Annotated in this window: 14 protein-coding genes and 1 pseudogene; 8 read left to right on the top strand and 7 right to left on the bottom strand. The window is 69.1% G+C overall.

Annotated elements, in window-relative coordinates; translation table 11 throughout:
* Positions 1–151 precede the first annotated feature (151 nt).
* Entirely contained in the window at positions 152–1,243 is a 1,092-nt protein-coding gene (locus ACFVWD_RS35015) for an AI-2E family transporter (RefSeq protein WP_389601984.1), read from the top strand.
* On the opposite strand, the gene ACFVWD_RS35010 is transcribed toward ACFVWD_RS35015, so the two are convergent.
* Positions 1,168–3,363 carry a SpoIIE family protein phosphatase gene (locus ACFVWD_RS35010; RefSeq protein ID WP_389601982.1) on the bottom strand — a complete coding sequence of 732 codons (2,196 nt, stop codon included), beginning with the start codon at positions 3,361–3,363 and terminating at the stop codon, positions 1,168–1,170. The two genes, ACFVWD_RS35015 and ACFVWD_RS35010, sit on opposite strands and share 76 nt — an antisense overlap.
* Positions 3,364–3,536: 173 nt before the next feature.
* Here ACFVWD_RS35010 and aspS point away from each other — a divergent pair, with 173 nt between their 5' ends.
* Together aspS and ACFVWD_RS35000 are read left to right on the top strand one after the other, a co-directional pair.
* Positions 3,537–5,300, top strand: a complete 1,764-nt coding sequence (gene aspS / locus ACFVWD_RS35005; protein ID WP_382116334.1) for an aspartate--tRNA ligase — start codon at positions 3,537–3,539, stop codon at positions 5,298–5,300.
* 145 nt (positions 5,301–5,445) lie between these two features.
* Positions 5,446–6,408, top strand: coding sequence for an intradiol ring-cleavage dioxygenase (locus ACFVWD_RS35000; RefSeq protein WP_389601980.1), 963 nt, complete (start codon positions 5,446–5,448; stop codon positions 6,406–6,408).
* Between the two features lie 152 nt (positions 6,409–6,560).
* Here the strand turns inward: ACFVWD_RS35000 and ACFVWD_RS34995 are convergent, their stop codons facing one another.
* The gene (locus tag ACFVWD_RS34995) at positions 6,561–7,205 is read right to left on the bottom strand and encodes a DUF7003 family protein (RefSeq protein ID WP_389602056.1); all 645 of its coding nucleotides are present in this window, start codon (positions 7,203–7,205) and stop codon (positions 6,561–6,563) included.
* A 180-nt stretch (positions 7,206–7,385) separates the two neighbouring features.
* Here ACFVWD_RS34995 and ACFVWD_RS34990 point away from each other — a divergent pair, with 180 nt between their 5' ends.
* A complete protein-coding gene (locus ACFVWD_RS34990) occupies positions 7,386–8,066 on the top strand; it encodes a hypothetical protein (RefSeq protein ID WP_389601979.1) in 681 nt (226 codons plus the stop codon).
* Between the two features lie 3 nt (positions 8,067–8,069).
* Here ACFVWD_RS34990 and ACFVWD_RS34985 read toward each other — a convergent pair whose 3' ends face one another.
* Together ACFVWD_RS34985 and ACFVWD_RS34980 are read right to left on the bottom strand one after the other, a co-directional pair.
* Complete coding sequence (locus ACFVWD_RS34985; protein ID WP_389601978.1) at positions 8,070–8,372, bottom strand: hypothetical protein; 303 nt, start codon at positions 8,370–8,372, stop codon at positions 8,070–8,072.
* A 200-nt stretch (positions 8,373–8,572) separates the two neighbouring features.
* On the bottom strand, positions 8,573–8,998 hold the full coding sequence (locus ACFVWD_RS34980) for an ATP-binding protein (RefSeq protein ID WP_389601976.1): 426 nt from the start codon (positions 8,996–8,998) through the stop codon (positions 8,573–8,575).
* A gap of 196 nt (positions 8,999–9,194) precedes the next feature.
* On the opposite strand from ACFVWD_RS34980, the gene ACFVWD_RS34975 reads away from it, so the two are divergent.
* From ACFVWD_RS34975 to ACFVWD_RS34960, 4 genes are all read left to right on the top strand, one after another.
* Entirely contained in the window at positions 9,195–10,040 is an 846-nt protein-coding gene (locus ACFVWD_RS34975) for a helix-turn-helix domain-containing protein (protein WP_389601975.1), read from the top strand.
* Between the two features lie 2 nt (positions 10,041–10,042).
* Positions 10,043–10,225: a DUF397 domain-containing protein gene (locus ACFVWD_RS34970; protein ID WP_389601973.1), complete on the top strand. Its 183-nt coding sequence runs from the start codon at positions 10,043–10,045 to the stop codon at positions 10,223–10,225.
* Complete coding sequence (locus ACFVWD_RS34965) at positions 10,222–10,602, top strand: hypothetical protein (protein ID WP_389601971.1); 381 nt, start codon at positions 10,222–10,224, stop codon at positions 10,600–10,602. The genes ACFVWD_RS34970 and ACFVWD_RS34965 overlap by 4 nt, the downstream gene beginning before the upstream one ends.
* A gap of 141 nt (positions 10,603–10,743) precedes the next feature.
* Entirely contained in the window at positions 10,744–12,090 is a 1,347-nt protein-coding gene (locus tag ACFVWD_RS34960) for a polysaccharide lyase family 1 protein (protein WP_389601969.1), read from the top strand.
* Between the two features lie 66 nt (positions 12,091–12,156).
* Here the strand turns inward: ACFVWD_RS34960 and ACFVWD_RS34955 are convergent, their stop codons facing one another.
* The 3 genes and pseudogenes from ACFVWD_RS34955 to ACFVWD_RS34945 all read right to left on the bottom strand — a co-directional run.
* Positions 12,157–12,633, bottom strand: coding sequence for a hypothetical protein (locus ACFVWD_RS34955; protein WP_389601967.1), 477 nt, complete (start codon positions 12,631–12,633; stop codon positions 12,157–12,159).
* Between the two features lie 142 nt (positions 12,634–12,775).
* The gene (gene metG, locus ACFVWD_RS34950) at positions 12,776–14,500 is read right to left on the bottom strand and encodes a methionine--tRNA ligase (RefSeq protein ID WP_389601965.1); all 1,725 of its coding nucleotides are present in this window, start codon (positions 14,498–14,500) and stop codon (positions 12,776–12,778) included.
* Positions 14,501–14,691: 191 nt separating this feature from the next.
* Positions 14,692–15,720, bottom strand: a pseudogene (locus ACFVWD_RS34945) (VWA domain-containing protein); the annotation flags it as partial.
* Positions 15,721–15,728 lie beyond the last annotated feature (8 nt).

Raw genomic sequence — 15,728 nt, 5'->3', positions numbered from 1 at the left:
CCAAAAACACCCACCCCACCCAAAACCATATCTACCCGGGCGGGGTCGTGCGGTTTATGTCAATAACCCACCCCCTTCGCACTGAGCCCGTTGTCCCCCGGCGGGGCGGCCCGGGGGGGACGGCCCGGCCCGCGCGTGGTCGGGTGGAGGCGTGCAGCTACTCCCCGAGGGCGCCCGGCGGCTGGCCGCCTGGTGCGCCGTGATCCTGCTCGTCGCCGGTGTGGCGTGGGTCGGGATCCGGCTGTGCGGGGAGTTCCGTACGGCGATCGTGCCCGTGCTGCTCGCGCTGCTCGGCACCGCGCTGCTCGGGCCGATGTACCGGCGGCTGGTGAGCGTCGGGGTCAACCGGTCGCTGGCCGCGGGGCTCACCTGTGTCGCGGTGGTCGTGGTCGTCGGCGGCGCCGTCTACATCGTGGTCGCCGCGCTCATCGACACCGGGGACCAGATCATCGCCTCCCTCAGGCTGGCCGCGCGGTCCGTCGCCGAGCACTTCGGCGCGGCGGGCACCTCCCTCGACGACCTCGCCGCCAACGCCAAGGACCTGCTGACCAAGTTCGGCGGGACGGCCGCGTCCAATGTCATCAGCGGCGTGAGTGTGGTGGGCGAGTCCATCGCCATGGCCGTACTGGCCCTGCTGCTCGTCTTCTTCTTCCTCCGCGACTCCCACCGCGCCGCCGGGCTGCTGCGCTCGCTGGCGCCGCGCGGCACCGCGGACACGGTGGAGGCCATGGCCCGCCGCGCCTTCGGCGCCGTCCAGGGCTTCATGCGCGGGACCACGGTGATCGCCCTCATCGATGCCCTGTGCATCACGATCGGGCTGCTGATCCTGCGCGTCCCGGGCGCGGCCGGGCTCGGTGCGCTGGTCTTCGTGGGGGCGTTCATCCCCTACCTCGGCGCGTTCCTCTCCGGCGCGGTGGCCGTGCTGGTCGCGCTCGCCGACCGGGGGTTCGTGATCGCGCTGTGGGCGCTCGGGGTCGTTCTCGCCGTGCAGGTCCTCGAAGGGCATGTGCTGCAGCCGATGATCCAGAGCCGGACCGTGCAGATGCACCCGGCGGTGGTGATGCTGACGATCACGGCGGGCGCGTCCGTCGCGGGCATCCTGGGCATGCTGCTCGCCGTACCGCTGACGGCCGCCGGCTTCGGGGTCCTCGCGGAGCTACGGACCCACTACGAGTCGGCCTCCCCGTCTCCACCGGACGCCTCGTCCCCACCGGCCTCCCCGTCTCCACCGCACGCCTCGTAGAACTCGAACCAGGTGCTCTTGCCCTCGCCCCGTGGGTCGACGCCCCAGGAGTCGGCGAGGAATTCCACGAGCACCAGCCCACGTCCGGAGGACGCCAGTTCGCCGGGGTGGCGGCGGTGCGGCAGGTCGTCGCTGGCGTCGGTGACCTCGATCCGCATCCGGCGGTCCTCCGTACCGCCGGTCACCTCGGCGACGAGCAGCGCGTCGGCGTCGGTGTGGACGAGGACGTTGGTCAGCATCTCGGAGACGAGGAGGACCGCCGAGTCGCGCTGGTCTGCGGAGGCCCAGTCGTGCAGCATCTCGCGCAGCTGCTGGCGGGCCCCCGCGATCCGCTCGGGCTCGGCCTGCGCCACGGTCAGCGCGGTGCGGCGCACCGAGGGGGAGAGCGTGGCCTCGACCGTGTCGTCGTACCCCTTGCCCTGCCGGCTCAGCAGCAGCACCGCTATGTCGTCCTCGCGCCGGTCGGCCAGCGGTCCGGGGGTGTGGTGCGAGGAAGGGCCGTGCACGCCCTGGACCAGCGCGTCGGCGAGCTCCTCCATGTCGCCGTCGTGGGATTCCAGGATGTGGCGGATACGGCGCCACCCGGTGTCGAGGTCGTGGCCGCCGGTCTCGATCAGCCCGTCGGTGCAGAGCAGCATGGTCTCGTCGGGCTCCAGGGCGAGCCGGGTCGTGGGGTAGTCGGCGTCCGGGTCGATGCCGAGCGGCAGTCCGCCCGACGTGGGCCGTATCAGCACCGTCCCGTCCGCCATGCGTATTGCGGGGTCAGGGTGCCCCGCGCGGGCGAAGTCCAGGATGCCGGTCGCCGGGTCCACCTCGACGTACAGGCAGGTCGCGAAGCGCGGGTCCGCGGTGTTGCCGCCGCTCTCGCCGGTGGAGCCGTACGTCACCGAGTCCGTGATCCCGCACAGGAACCGCGAGGCCCGGGAGAGGACCGCGTCGGGCCGGTGGCCCTCGGAGGCGTATGCGCGCAGGGCGATACGGAGCTGGCCCATCAGCCCGGCGGCGCGCACGTCGTGGCCCTGGACGTCACCGATGACCAGGGCGAAGCGGCCGTTCGGCAGCGGGATCACGTCGTACCAGTCGCCGCCGACCTGGAGGCCGCCGCCGGTGGGGACATAGCGCGCGGCGACCTCCATGCCCGGCATCTGCGGGCCGAGGGTGGGCATCATCGAGCGTTGCAGGCCGTCGGTGAGCTCCCGCTCCGTCTCGGCTGCCACGGCCCGGGAGAGGGCCTGAGCGAGCATCCGGGCCACGGTCGTCAGCACCGAGCGCTCGTCGGGCGTGAAGCTGACGGGGTAGGTGAAGGCCGCCATCCACGCCCCCATCGTGCGCCCGGCGACGGTCAGCGGCAGAAAGGCCCAGGACTCCCGCCCGAAGTGCTGGGCGAGCGGCCAGGAGACGGGATAGCGCTCCTTGTAGTCCTCCGGGGAGGAAAGGTAGACGGCCCGGCCCGTGCGGACGACCTCCGCGGCCGGGTAGTCGGTGGACAAGGACATGTGGGTGAAAGGGCCCTCGTCACCCGGCTTCTGCCCGTGGTGGCCGATGACGGTGAGGCGGTCCCCGTCCACGCCGAAGACGGCCAGCCCGTCCGGCGTGAACCCCGGCATCGACAGGCCCGCCGCGACCCGCAGTACCTCGGCCGTGGACCGCGCCTCGGCCAGCGCCCGCCCGGCGTCCAGCAGGAACGCCTCGCGCGAGCGGCGCCAGTCGCCGGTGAGCGGGGTGCGCGCGGCCGTGGCCCCCGAGGACTCGGTGACCTCCTGGAGCGTGCCGAACAGCAGGAACTCCCCGCTCTCGGGGTCGACGGTCGGCTTGGAGCGGCTGCGCACGGTGCGGATCACCCGCCCGTGCTCGTCCATGATCCGCAGCCGGACCTCGGCGAGCGTGTCCTCGGCGACGGCGAGCTGTACGACGCTGACGACCTCGTTCCAGTCGGCCGGGTGGAACCGGGAGCGCATGGCCACCTCGGTGACGGTCGCCCTTTCCGCGGGCAACCCGAGGAGCCGGGCGGCCTCGGCGTCGACGGTGACCTGCCCGTGTGCGTTGTCCCAGCGCCACACGCCGGTCGCAAGGGCGGCCAGTACGTCCCCCACCGCGGGCAGGGGCTCACCAGTGCGCATTGACCCACTGTATGAAGAGGTGATCGGAAGGTGCCACCGAGAGTATTCGGGGTGGTGATCTTTGGGCGGCCGGTACCCTTGGGGGATCCGGGCGTCGGCCCGGAAGTTTCACGTGAAACAGACCCAAGCTCATGTGAAACAGACCCCGATCCGCGAAGACTGGATGAACGACGATGCATCGGTACAGGTCCCACACCTGCGGCGAGCTCCGCGCCTCTGACGTCGGCAGCGACGTCCGGCTGAGCGGCTGGCTGCACAATCGCCGAGACCTGGGCGGCATCCTCTTCATCGATCTGCGCGATCACTACGGCATCACGCAGCTCGTCGCCCGCCCCGGCACGCCCGCCTACGAGGCCCTCGACAAGGTCTCCAAGGAGTCGACGGTCCGCGTCGACGGCAAGGTCGTCTCGCGTGGCGCGGAGAACGTCAACCCGGACCTGCCCACCGGCGAGATCGAGGTCGAGGTGAGCGAGGTCGAGCTGCTCGGCGCCGCCGCCCCGCTGCCGTTCACGATCAACGCCGAGGACGGCGTCAACGAGGAGCGGCGCCTGGAGTACCGCTTCCTCGACCTGCGTCGCGAGCGCATGCACCGCAACATCCTGCTGCGTACGGCCGTGATCTCCGCGATCCGTCACAAGATGACGACGCTGGGCTTCAACGAGATGGCGACCCCGATCCTCAGCGCCACCTCTCCCGAGGGCGCGCGCGACTTCGTGGTCCCCTCCCGTCTGAACCCGGGCAAGTTCTACGCTCTGCCGCAGGCCCCGCAGCAGTTCAAGCAGCTGCTGATGATCTCCGGCTTCGACCGCTATTTCCAGATCGCGCCCTGCTTCCGCGACGAGGACGCGCGCGCGGACCGCTCGCCAGGCGAGTTCTACCAGCTCGACGTGGAGATGTCCTTCGTCGAGCAGGAGGACGTCTTCCAGCCCATCGAGAAGCTGATGACGGAGCTGTTCGAGGAGTTCGGCGGTGGCCGTCATGTCACCTCCCCCTTCCCGCGCATCCCGTTCCGCGAGGCGATGCTGAAGTACGGCTCCGACAAGCCGGACCTGCGCGCCCAGCTGGAGCTGGTCGACATCACCGACATCTTCGAGGGCTCGGAGTTCAAGGCCTTCGCCGGCAAGCACGTACGTGCCCTGCCGGTGCCGGACGTCGCCGGTCAGACCCGGAAGTTCTTCGACGGCCTCGGCGACTACGCGGTCGAGCAGGGCGCCAAGGGCCTGGCCTGGGTCCGGGTGGGTGAGGACGGCTCGCTGACGGGCCCGATCGCCAAGTTCCTCACCGAGGACAACGTCGCCGAGCTGACCAAGCGCCTCTCCCTGGCCCCCGGCCACGCGGTGTTCTTCGGCGCGGGCGAGTTCGACGAGGTCTCGAAGATCATGGGCGCGGTGCGGGTCGAGGCCGCGAAGCGCTCGGGCAACTTCGAGGAGAACGTCTTCCGGTTCTGCTGGATCGTCGACTTCCCGATGTACGAGAAGGACGAGGACACCGGGAAGATCGACTTCTCGCACAACCCGTTCTCGATGCCCCAGGGCGGCCTGGAGGCCCTGGAGTCCCAGGACCCGCTGGACATCCTGGGCTGGCAGTACGACATCGTCTGCAACGGCGTCGAGCTGTCCTCCGGCGCGATCCGCAACCACGAGCCCGAGATCATGCTCAAGGCCTTCGAGATCGCGGGCTACGACCGTGACACCGTCGAGGAGCAGTTCGCCGGCATGCTGCGCGCCTTCCGCTTCGGCGCCCCGCCGCACGGCGGTATCGCCCCGGGCGTCGACCGCATCGTCATGCTCCTCGCGGACGAGCCGAACATCCGCGAGACGATCGCGTTCCCGCTCAACGGCAACGCGCAGGACCTGATGATGGGCGCGCCGACGGAGCTGGACGAGACCCGTCTGCGCGAGCTGCACCTCTCGGTGCGCAAGCCGCAGCCGAAGTAGTCCTCGCAGGGGGCATTTCCAGGGTGCCCCTCCCCGCGTCAGTGGCTCGGAACCGTCGCCGGTTCCGAGCCACTTTTGCGTGTCCACGCAAAACCACAGTCCGCACCCATGTTGCTGACAGGCGGCGTCCCTAGCGTCCCTGCACATGACTGAGAAACAAGAACCGGCGCACAAGCGGAACATGACGCGACGCAAAGTCGTCGTCGCAGGTGGCGCGGCTGTCGCGGCCGTGGGCGTGGGCGGCGGACTCGCCGTGAACGCGTTCGCGGGCGAGACCACCACGGACGCCTCCGCCTCTTCTTCCGCCACGGCGTCGGAGACGTGCTACACCCTCACCTCGGAGACCACCGAGGGCCCTTACTACATCGACGCGGACAAGATCCGTCAGGACATCACCGAGGGCAAGGAGGGCATTCCGATGACCCTCGAACTCAAAGTGATCGACGCTGACACCTGTAAGCCCGTGAAGAACGCGGCGGTCGACATCTGGCACTGCACCGCGCTGGGCGTCTACTCCGGCTACGAGGCGATGGGCAGCGGCGGTGGCGGTGGCGGCGGCACCCCGCCCTCAGGCGCCCCGACCGACGCCCCCTCGGGCACGCCCACGGGTGAGCCCCCGTCCGGCGCGCCCTCCGGCGGCACGGGTGGCGGCCACTCGGAGCCGACCGACGACGAGCGCTACCTCCGGGGCACCTGGAAGACGGACAAGCGCGGTTATGTGACCTTCAAGACGATCTTCCCGGGCTGGTACCAGGGCCGCGCCGTGCACATCCACACGAAGGTGCACGTGGACGGCACCTGGACCGACGCGGGCTACGAGGGCGGGCACACCTGCCACACGGGCCAGTTCTTCTTCGACGAGAAGTCGGTGCTGGCGTCGGCGAAGGTCTCCCCGTACTCCACCAACACCACCACGCGCACCACGCTCACCGAGGACACGATCTACCCCCAGAACGGCCACACGGGCGGCCTCCTGTACCTCAAGTACGACAAGAAGAACATCGCGAAGGGAGTCCGCGCGCACCTGACGATGGGCGTGGCCCCGGACGAGACGCACGACAGCACGGACACGCAGCCGAGCACGTCGGCGTCGCCCTCGGCGAGCTGACCCACCAGCTCGCTCGACCAGGGCCCGGAACTCCACTGGTTCTGGGCCCTTTGGGCCGTACGGCTTCCGCTGCGCGGGCTTGCGAGCTCTAGGCCCTGTCGTCAAATTCCCGTCGTCCGCCCGCAGGGCAGACGGGAATTTGACGACAGGACCTAGAGCGTTCCGGCGTCGGGCCAGTGGGTCCAGTGGGTCCAGTGGGTGTTGGGTGGGAGGGTCGGGCGGTATCGGGCCGGGTCCGAGGAGTTCAGCACCTCGGCGATCAGCTGGAAGGTCTCGTGCGTGCTGGGCACGGCGTCCCAGAGGTCTTCAGGCTGGTGCCATTCGTTGAGCCGCAGCAGTACGGGCAGGTCGGCGGGGAGGTCGCCCCGCAGTTCCGTCTCGTCGGCCAGGAGAAGCTTCTTGCTCTCCTCGGCGAGCAGGCGGAACACGTCCTCCAGTGGGGTGCCCGTGGCGGCGTCGACGGTGAGTGCCGTCCCGCGGACGACCACGGGAACCCCTCCGACGTAGACCTCCGCGCCGTCGGGATCGATCTCCTCCATATTGTCCACTCGGTCCAGGAAGTCGCCGAGCCCGGGCTCGCCGCGCGTCAGGCAGTTGCCGAAGCGGTGCATGACGTCGATGAGGTTGCCGCCGCGCGGGTTGTAGCCCAGCAGTTCGGCGACCATGGCCCAGCGGGTGGTGTCGCCGAACAGATGGATCCGCGCGTCGACCGGGTAGTAGTAGCCGTTGTCGAGATCGGGGAACGCCGCCTTGTCCGCGCAGAGGTCGAACTGTCCGAGGATCGACGAGGTGGTCATCACGGGCTCAGGCTAGGGAACGCGGTGCGCGCCGATCGGGCCGGGACCCCGTCCAGGGAGGTTCACCGTGGACGCACAGGCGGTTCGGCGGGGGTGCACAGTGGCGGGGCGTGTGATGGAGGGGAGGCGGGTGAGGTCACCTCGCGCCGTACCGGAACACCGTAAGCGCCGGAGGAAGCCATGGGAGTCGTGCTGGTCGCAGTGTTGCTGATCGTCGGAGCGGTGGCCGCGGTCGCCTACCAGCGACGGTTGTCGCAGCCGTACGGCGCGGTGTCCGACCTGGACGCGGAGGCGGAGGCCCACCGGTGGGTTGAGCGGCTCGGCGGAAGCCTGTCGACGCTCGACGCGCGGGGCAACGCTGCGGCGGCGCAGGCGCTGACCGACGCCGCCGAGCGCCACCGGGCCGCGCAGGGGCAGTTGGTCACGGCTCGCTCCGGCGCGCAGTACGCGATGGCCTCGCAGACGGCCCTGGAGGGCTTGCACTACATCCGCGCCGCCCGCACCTCGCTGGACCTCGACCCCGGCCCCGCCCTCCCTGACCTGGGCACGGGCGCGATCACCGCCCGGGACGGCCGCGTCACGGTCGACGGCCGGACCTACGCGGCCTCGCCCCGCCCCGGTGACGCGACGCCGTACTACTACCCCGGCGGGGTCGTGGGCGGCCGGCAGATGCCGGGCGGTTGGTACAGCGCCCCCTGGTGGAAAACGGCCCTCGTCGCCGGCGCGGCCGGAGCCGGCGGGGCGATCCTTGCCGACGCCCTCCTCGACGGCCTCCGCCGCCCGCACGGGGGCGGCCCGATGGGCGGGCCCGGCGGATTCGGCGGGCTGGGAGGCCTGAGGGACTTCGGCGGGCGCTTCTGAAGGTCAGGCGGAGGTCTGGTTCTGGTTGCCTTCAGCCTGACCGTCTTCGTCTTCGGCGAACAGGTCCTCGGCCGTGGTGGCGGTCAGGGACCGGTCGAACCAGAGCATGAGGGTGTCGAGGTCGGTACAGGAGGTGATGCGCTCCCGGATGGCCTCGGGGATTTCGACAGCGTGCTTCTCCAGCACGCGCAGGATAAGGGTGGACTCACCCTTGGCCTCACCCCTGGCCTCACCTTCGGCCTTGCCTTCCAGGTACTTCTCCTCGATGAGGGTTCCCTGGCCCGGGTAGTAACTGCCGACCGGCATGTGCAGCTCCCATCGTCTCGAACCAGTACGCCACAGTGTCTTTGTCGAAGGGCCGCCATCCGTCGGCCGCGGTGTCCGGTATGGCGCCGCTTCTTGAGACCTCGTGGGTTGATGTGACCATGTGGCGGAACCTAGGGGGATCTTGGGCCGGGCGTTCGGCCGATGGGAGGGGATCACTCTTTCGGGGGTCGACGAAACGTTCACGCCGCGGCGGTCAGTTCGCACCAGATGTACTTGCCGGTGCCGATGAGGTTTCTGACGTCCCTTTGGCGGACCCATCCCCAGGTGTCCGCACAGCTGTGGACGAGCGCGAGGCCGCGGCCCGATTCGGCGTCCGGGGTGGGGTGTCGGGCCGGGCGGGGTGGCGTGGGGTCCGCGTCCCACACGCCGATGCGGAGCGTGCCGTTCTCCGCGCGGAGGCGTAGGGCGGCGGGGCCCTTGGTGTGCTGTACGGCGTTGGTGACCAGCTCCGTCGCCACCAGTTCGGCGACTTCCGTGAAGTGGGGGAGGTCGTGGGCGGCGAGGATCAGGCGGAGGGTGCGGCGACAGATCGTGACGGCTCGGGGGTCGTTGGGGATGTAGAGGGTGTATTCCCAGGGGGCGGGGGCTGTTCGAGGTTCGGGCATGCGGGACTCCTGGGGGTGGGAGTGGGGACGGCGGTGGCATGTCGCGACCGTCGTGGCATGACGGTGCGGTGCGCTTCCGGTGCCCCGGGGTTTCGCAGAGTGTGCGTCGCGTCACTGAGAGTAGATACTAAATTTAGTTCGCCGCAACCCGTTGTCGTACCCTGGTCACTCGATGTGGTGGTCAGGGGAGGTTCGGGTGCCACGTAAGCAACCAACGGTTCGGCAGGAGCGGTTGGGCCGTGAGCTGCGGAAGTTGCGGGAGGCGGCGGGGCTGACGGCACGCGAGGCAGCCCGGATGCTGGGCACGATCTCGGTGACGATGAGCCAGATCGAATCGGGGGTCGCAGGGGTCAGCGAGGTTCGACTCCGGAGGATCGCGGCTCAGTACGCCTGCGGGGACGCCGAGTTGATCGACACCTTGGTGGAGATGGCGACGGATCGTACGCGGGGGTGGTGGGAGGAGTATCGGGACGTACTGCCGTACGAGTTCCTGGACCTGGCGGAACTGGAGCACCACGCACACTTCATTCAGGTCATTGCGACCGCTCACGTGCCAGGGTTGCTCCAGACCGAGGAGTACGCGCGGGCGGTGTTCGGCTACTGGATTCCGCCGCTCCCTGACAGTGAGCTGGAGCTGTGGGTCGCGTACCGCATGCGCCGTCAGCAGGTGCTGGCACGAGAGGACGTTCCGTACGAGGCGGTCCTGCACGAGTCCGTACTGCGTACCCGAGTCGCCGACCGATTGACTGCCCTGGCGCAACTCGGGGAGTTGCTGTGTCAGTCGGAGCGTCCGAACGTCGCTCTGCGGGTGATTCCCTTCGAGGTCGATGGATTCGCCGGAGCCAGCTCGTCATTGGTCTATGTCGGCGGTCGGGTGGCCTCCCTGGACACAGTGCAGCGGGACACGCCGTACGGCTCGGCCTTCGTGGACGCCTCCGCTCAACTCCAGGCCATGCGAACACTCTTCCGTAAGGTGGAGTCGGCGTCTCTCGACACCAAGCAGTCGCGGGACTTCATCCACCGTCTGTCGAAGGAGTTGTAGTCGTGATCCAGTGGCAGAAGTCGTCCTTCTCCGGTGGTGCCGCGGGCAACGAATGCGTTGAACTCGGCCACAGCAATGGCGTATTGCTTCTCCGCGAGAGCGACCACCCCGACCGAATACTCCCCGTCTCCCCCGACAGCCTCGTCGCGCTGCTCACCCGTATCCGAGCGGGACGAACGTCGTGACGGTGGCCGACGGCGCCTTCGTGCGCGCTCTGGAGACCGTGTTGCGTGACCTCCGGGCCCAGTGCTCCGTGCGGCCCGATGTCCGGGAGCCGGAGGACGACTACCCGGGGTTCATCCTCTACGCCCCCGACGGTTCCGGTCAGGGTGTTTATGGGGTCGGGCTTGCCGAGGTCGCGGACGGGGTGCAGGACTGGGCCGTGGAAGCGCTGTGGGGGGAGGGAAAGCCGGCGGTGTGGCCCGAATGTCCCGCGCACCCGGACTCGCATCCATTGGGTGCGGCGATCGTCGAGGAGGTGGCGGTGTGGGTCTGTCCCAAGGAGGGCGAGGTGCCTGTGTATCGCATCGGTGAGCTGCCCCCGCGTGACGCGAACCGGTAGGTAACCGCATCCTCCGCCCGATGAGTTGAGAAAAGAGCGGCAACCTTTCCCATTCCCGCGGCCACTGATGAGTCAGAAGCACCGTTCAGCGGGGCTTCGTGCACCACAACACGTGCTCCACAACCACGTAAGGACTCATCCGTGGCATCCCCCTCGCACCGCAGGTCCCTCCGCAAGCGTCGCGCCGTCATCGTCTCCGCCGCCGCCGTCACGGCCGCGGGCCTCGGTGCCGTCGCGTTCGTGATGAACGCGAACGCGGGTACGGTCGACCTCGCGCACCAGGTGCTGCCCGCCAAGGACGGCTGGGCGGCATCCGGGTCCGGGACGACCGGCGGCTCGCAGGCCGACTCCTCGCACGTCTACACCGTCAGTACTCGCGCCCAGCTCGTGAAGGCACTGGGCAAGGCCGACAACTCCACGTCGAAGATCATTCAGGTCAAGGGTGTCATCGACGCCGGCACCGACGACTCGGGCAAGAAGCTGACCTGCGCCGACTACTCCGCCGGTACGGGATATTCGCTGGCCGCCTATCTGAAGGCCTACGATCCGGCCACGTACGGCACCTCCAAGCTGCCCTCCGGCACGCAGGAGAAGGCTCGCGACGCCGCGCAGCAGAAGCAGGCGAAGAACATCGTCTTCAAGGTGCCCGCCAACACCACCATCGTGGGTGTGCCGGGTACCAAGGCCGGGATCACCGGTGGCAGTCTGCAGGTGCAGGGCGTCGACAACGTCATCATCCGCAACCTGACCTTCTCCGCCACCGAGGACTGCTTCCCGCAGTGGGACCCGACCGACGGCGACAGCGGCAACTGGAACTCCGCGTACGACGCCGTCACCCTGCGCGGCGCGACACACGTGTGGGCCGACCACAACACCTTCACCGACGCGTCGCACTTCGACAGCTCCAACCCGAAGTACTACGGCCGCGAGTACCAGATCCACGACGGTGACCTCGACATCACCAAGGGCTCGGACCTGGTGACCGTCGAGCGCAACCAGTTCACCAACCACGACAAGACCATGCTGATCGGCAGCAGCGACACCGACAGCGTCGGCAAGCTGCGCGTCTCCATCCACCACAACGTGTGGAAGGGGATCGTTCAGAGGGCTCCCCTGACCCGGATCGGGCAGGTGCACATCTACAACAACTACTTCGACACCACGACCGTCAACGGGTACGCGCCCCTCTACAGCATCAACTCCCGCGCCAAGGCCCAGGTCGTCGCCGAGGACAACTACTGGAAGGTCCCGACCGGCGGGAAGATCTCCAAGCTGCTCAGCGGCGACGGCACCGGCTCGGTCGCCGGCGGCGGGAACCTCGTCAACGGCACCTCGACCGACCTCGTCGCCGCGTACAACGCCGCGAACTCGAAGAAGTTGAAGACGACGGTGAACTGGACGCCGACCCTGAACGCCGGGATCCAGTCCTCCGCGAAGAACCTGCCCACCGAGCTGGCCACCACCACCGGTGCGGTTCTGACCTCGTAGGGGACGCCAAGGACGCCCGGGGTCGGAAAGCCCCGGGTGCCCAGTCCTCGGGCGCCGCCGCGCGGCTCAGGTGTCGTACTGGCCGTTCCACGGCTCGGCGAACGCGAGGCGGTCCGGGTAGAGCTCGGCCCAGGCCTCCTCCTCGTCCTGCCTGATCACCAGGCCGAACAGCACGCCGTCGACGGTGCGTTGGAAGGGACGGACCGCGATGTCCGTGTAGGAGCGGCGGGGCAGGCTCCGCAGGAGTTTCGCCAGATGGGCCCTGGCCCGGGAGAGCACCGAGTCCGATCCGTCCGGGGCCAGTTGCTGTTCGGCCCAGGTGCCCGCGCACCAGATCTCCGAGTCGCGGTAGCGGCCCTCGGCGTCGAAGGTGTGCAGCACCGTGTAGAGGCGTTTGTGCTGTTCCCAGCCATCGTCGGGACGGTAGCCCTCGGGGAAGGCGTACGTGATCGACGCCAGGAACTGGCCGTCCGCGTAGCGACCGATGCTCTCGGTGCGTGACTTCGGCTCGTAGGCGATCGGGATGACCGGAGGGACTGCCATGGCGAAACCATACGGGTGGTCAAGAGCATGTCACCAGCGGGGTCGGTTTCCGGCCGAGGAGTGAGACGGAGGGGGATACGGACGACAGAAACGGAACGGGGCCCGGCACCTCTTCGGTGCTGGGCCCCGCTCTACGTCGTCACTACTCCGGTGCGCCGCCGAAGCGCTCCTTGTACGACTCCAGGTCCTCGTCCGTGACCTTGGCGAAGAGGACCGGGGGAACCGTGAAGGGGGTGCCCGCGGGGACGGCCGACAGGGACCTCGCCTCGTCCGCCGAGACCCACACCGCCGTGTCGTCCGTCAGCGCGAACGCCGAGCGCATCGCACGGGAGGACGCGGGGATGAAGGGCTCCGAGACCACCGAGTAGAGGTGGATCAGGTTCATCGCCGTGCGCAGGGTCAGGGCCGCGCCCTCGGGGTCGGTCTTGATCTCCAGCCAGGGGGCCTTCTCCTCCAGGTAGGAGTTGCCCGCCGACCACAGGGCGCGCAGCGCCGCCGCGGCCTTGCGGAACTGGAGGGCCTCCATCTGGGTCTCGTACTCGGCCAGCAGGCCCGCGATCTCCTCGCCGAGCTTCGCCTCCGCCTCGCCCGCCTCGGCGCCCGCCGGGACCTCCTCGCCGAAGCGCTTCTTGGAGAAGGACAGGACGCGGTTGACGAAGTTGCCGAGGGTGTCGGCCAGGTCCTTGTTCACCGTGGCGGTGAAGTGTTCCCAGGTGAAGGACGAGTCGTCCGACTCGGGGGCGTTGGCGATCAGGAAGTAGCGCCAGTAGTCCGCGGGCAGGATGTCCAGCGCGTGGTCGGTGAAGACACCGCGCTTCTGGGACGTGGAGAACTTTCCGCCGTAGTACGTCAGCCAGTTGAAGGCCTTGACGTAGTCGACCTTCTTCCACGGCTCGCGCACGCCCAGCTCGGTGGCCGGGAACATGACGGTGTGGAAGGGGACGTTGTCCTTGGCCATGAACTCCGTGTAGCGGACCGGGTTCTCGCCGGAGTCCGCCTCGTACCACCAGGACTTCCAGTCGCGGTTCTCCGGGTCCTGGTCCGACCACTCCTTCGTCGCGCCGATGTACTCGATCGGCGCGTCGAACCAGACGTAGAAGACCTTGCCCTCCGCCGCCAGCTCCGGCCAGGTGTCGGCCGGGACCGGGACGCCCCAGTCCAGGTCACGGGTGATCGCCCGGTCGTGCAGGCCCTCCGTCAGCCACTTGCGGGCGATGGAGGAGGCGAGCTGCGGCCACTCGTGCTCGTGGCGCGCCACCCACTCCGAGACCTCGCTCTGGAGCTTCGACTGGAGGAGGAAGAGGTGCTTGGTCTCGCGGACCTCCAGGTCAGTCGAGCCGGAGATCGCGCTGCGCGGGTTGATCAGGTCGGTCGGGTCCAGGACCCGGGTGCAGTTCTCGCACTGGTCGCCGCGGGCCTTGTCGTAGCCGCAGTGGGGGCAGGTGCCCTCCACGTAGCGGTCCGGGAGGAAGCGGCCGTCCGCCGGGGAGTACACCTGGCGGATCGCGCGCTCCTCGATGAAGCCGTTCTCGTTCAGGCGGCGCGCGAAGTGCTGGGTGATCTCGCGGTTCTGCGGGCTGGAGCTGCGGCCGAAGTAGTCGAAGGCCAGCTCGAAGCCGTCGTACACCGCCTTCTGCGCGTCGTGCGCCTGTGCGCAGAACTCGTCGACCGGGAGGCCCTGCTCCTTGGCCGCCAGCTCGGCCGGGGTGCCGTGCTCGTCCGTCGCGCAGATGTAGAGGACGTCGTGGCCGCGCTGGCGGAGGTACCGGGAGTACACGTCCGCCGGGAGCATGGACCCCACCATGTTGCCCAGGTGCTTGATCCCGTTGATGTACGGAAGGGCGCTGGTGATGAGGTGTCGAGCCATCGCGGCTGCTCCCAAGTCGTTACGTGTCGTTACGTGGGGTGACGATCGTCGGTTCTGGTCGTGCCGTCGGTCGTCTTGCGAACCTTGAAATCGTAGCCGACATGGGTGGGCCGCCCGCTTCCCCTTTTCAAGGGGTGGGAAACGGGCGGCCGCGTGTGGTTCCTGTTGGGCCTACGGGGTCCTGCGAGGTCCTACGGGCGCCAGTTCTCCAGTACGCCCTCGTAGACCTCCGCGTCGGTCAGCTCGCGTGGGGTCGGGCCCGCGTGGAAGAAGGCCGTGTTGTCGGTCTTCAGCTTGCGGAGGTAGTCGAAGGCCTTGTTGTCGTGCTCACCGAACGCGACGAACGAGAAGAACACCGTGGGGTGGTCCTTCGCCGCGTCCGTGAGGGACTGGGTGGCGGGGGTCTTGGCGTCCGGGGCGCCGTCCGTCTGGAAGATCACCAGGGCCGGGTCCGTGGTGCCGGACTTCTGGTGGTGCGTGACGACTTCTTCCACCGCGACGTGGTAGCTCGTACGGCCCATGCGGCCGAGGCCGGCGTGGAGGTCGTCGATCTTGTTCTCGTGCTCGGGGAGGGTGAGCTCGCCGGTGCCGTCCAGTTCTGTGGAGAAGAAGACGACCTGGACCTTGGCCTCGGGGTCGAGGTGGGCGGCGAGGGCGAGGGCCTGTTCGCCGAGGGCCTGGGCGGAGCCGTCCTTGTAGTACGCGCGCATGGACGCGGAGCGGTCGAGGACGAGGTAGACCTTGGCGCGGGCACCGGTGAGGTCCCTCTTCGCGAGGGCCGTTCCCGCTTCCTGGTAGGCGGTGGCGAGGTCGGGGGCGTGGGTCTTCACGTGGGTGAGGGGGGTGGCGGGGGTGCCGGTCGTGCCGGCCTCGGCTTCGCCTTCGGCCGCGTCTTCTTCCCCGCCCGCACCACCCGTGACGCTCTCGTCGTCGGGTGCGGGTGGCCCCGCCGGGGGCTGATCGCCGTCGGCGGCCACGGGCTCGTTCGCGGAGTCGTCCGCCGAATCGGCCGTCGGCTCGTCCGCCGAGGCCGCGACCGGTTCGGTGACCGGTTCCGCGGTCGGCTCGGCGGGGACGACCTCAGCGGTGACCGGGTCGGGGATTTCCTCGGCGACCGGCTCGGAGGGCTTCTCGGCGGCGGGCGTGGGTGCTTCTTCGGCCTCGGGCTCGGGGGCTTCCGCGGTGATCGGTTCCGGGGTCTCTTCGGCGACCGGCTCGGAGGGCTACT

This window comes from Streptomyces sp. NPDC058086, from assembly GCF_042885015.1.
Taxonomy (GTDB): Bacteria; Actinomycetota; Actinomycetes; order Streptomycetales; family Streptomycetaceae; genus Streptomyces.
The sequence above is the reverse complement of the archived record's forward strand: the minus strand, read 5'-3'. Positions and strand labels throughout refer to the sequence as shown.

What these genes read in the sequence shown, in the direction of transcription:
- ACFVWD_RS34990 (WP_389601979.1), top strand. Translation starts at nt 7,386, where the DNA reads ATGGGAGTCGTGCTGGTCGCAGTGTTGCTGATCGTCGGAGCGGTGGCC.
- ACFVWD_RS35000 (WP_389601980.1), top strand. Translation starts at nt 5,446, where the DNA reads ATGACTGAGAAACAAGAACCGGCGCACAAGCGGAACATGACGCGACGC.
- ACFVWD_RS34985 (WP_389601978.1), bottom strand. Translation starts at nt 8,372, where the DNA reads ATGCCGGTCGGCAGTTACTACCCGGGCCAGGGAACCCTCATCGAGGAG.
- metG (WP_389601965.1), bottom strand. Translation starts at nt 14,500, where the DNA reads ATGGCTCGACACCTCATCACCAGCGCCCTTCCGTACATCAACGGGATC.
- ACFVWD_RS34995 (WP_389602056.1), bottom strand. Translation starts at nt 7,205, where the DNA reads ATGACCACCTCGTCGATCCTCGGACAGTTCGACCTCTGCGCGGACAAG.
- ACFVWD_RS34955 (WP_389601967.1), bottom strand. Translation starts at nt 12,633, where the DNA reads ATGGCAGTCCCTCCGGTCATCCCGATCGCCTACGAGCCGAAGTCACGC.
- ACFVWD_RS35010 (WP_389601982.1), bottom strand. Translation starts at nt 3,363, where the DNA reads ATGCGCACTGGTGAGCCCCTGCCCGCGGTGGGGGACGTACTGGCCGCC.
- aspS (WP_382116334.1), top strand. Translation starts at nt 3,537, where the DNA reads ATGCATCGGTACAGGTCCCACACCTGCGGCGAGCTCCGCGCCTCTGAC.
- ACFVWD_RS34980 (WP_389601976.1), bottom strand. Translation starts at nt 8,998, where the DNA reads ATGCCCGAACCTCGAACAGCCCCCGCCCCCTGGGAATACACCCTCTAC.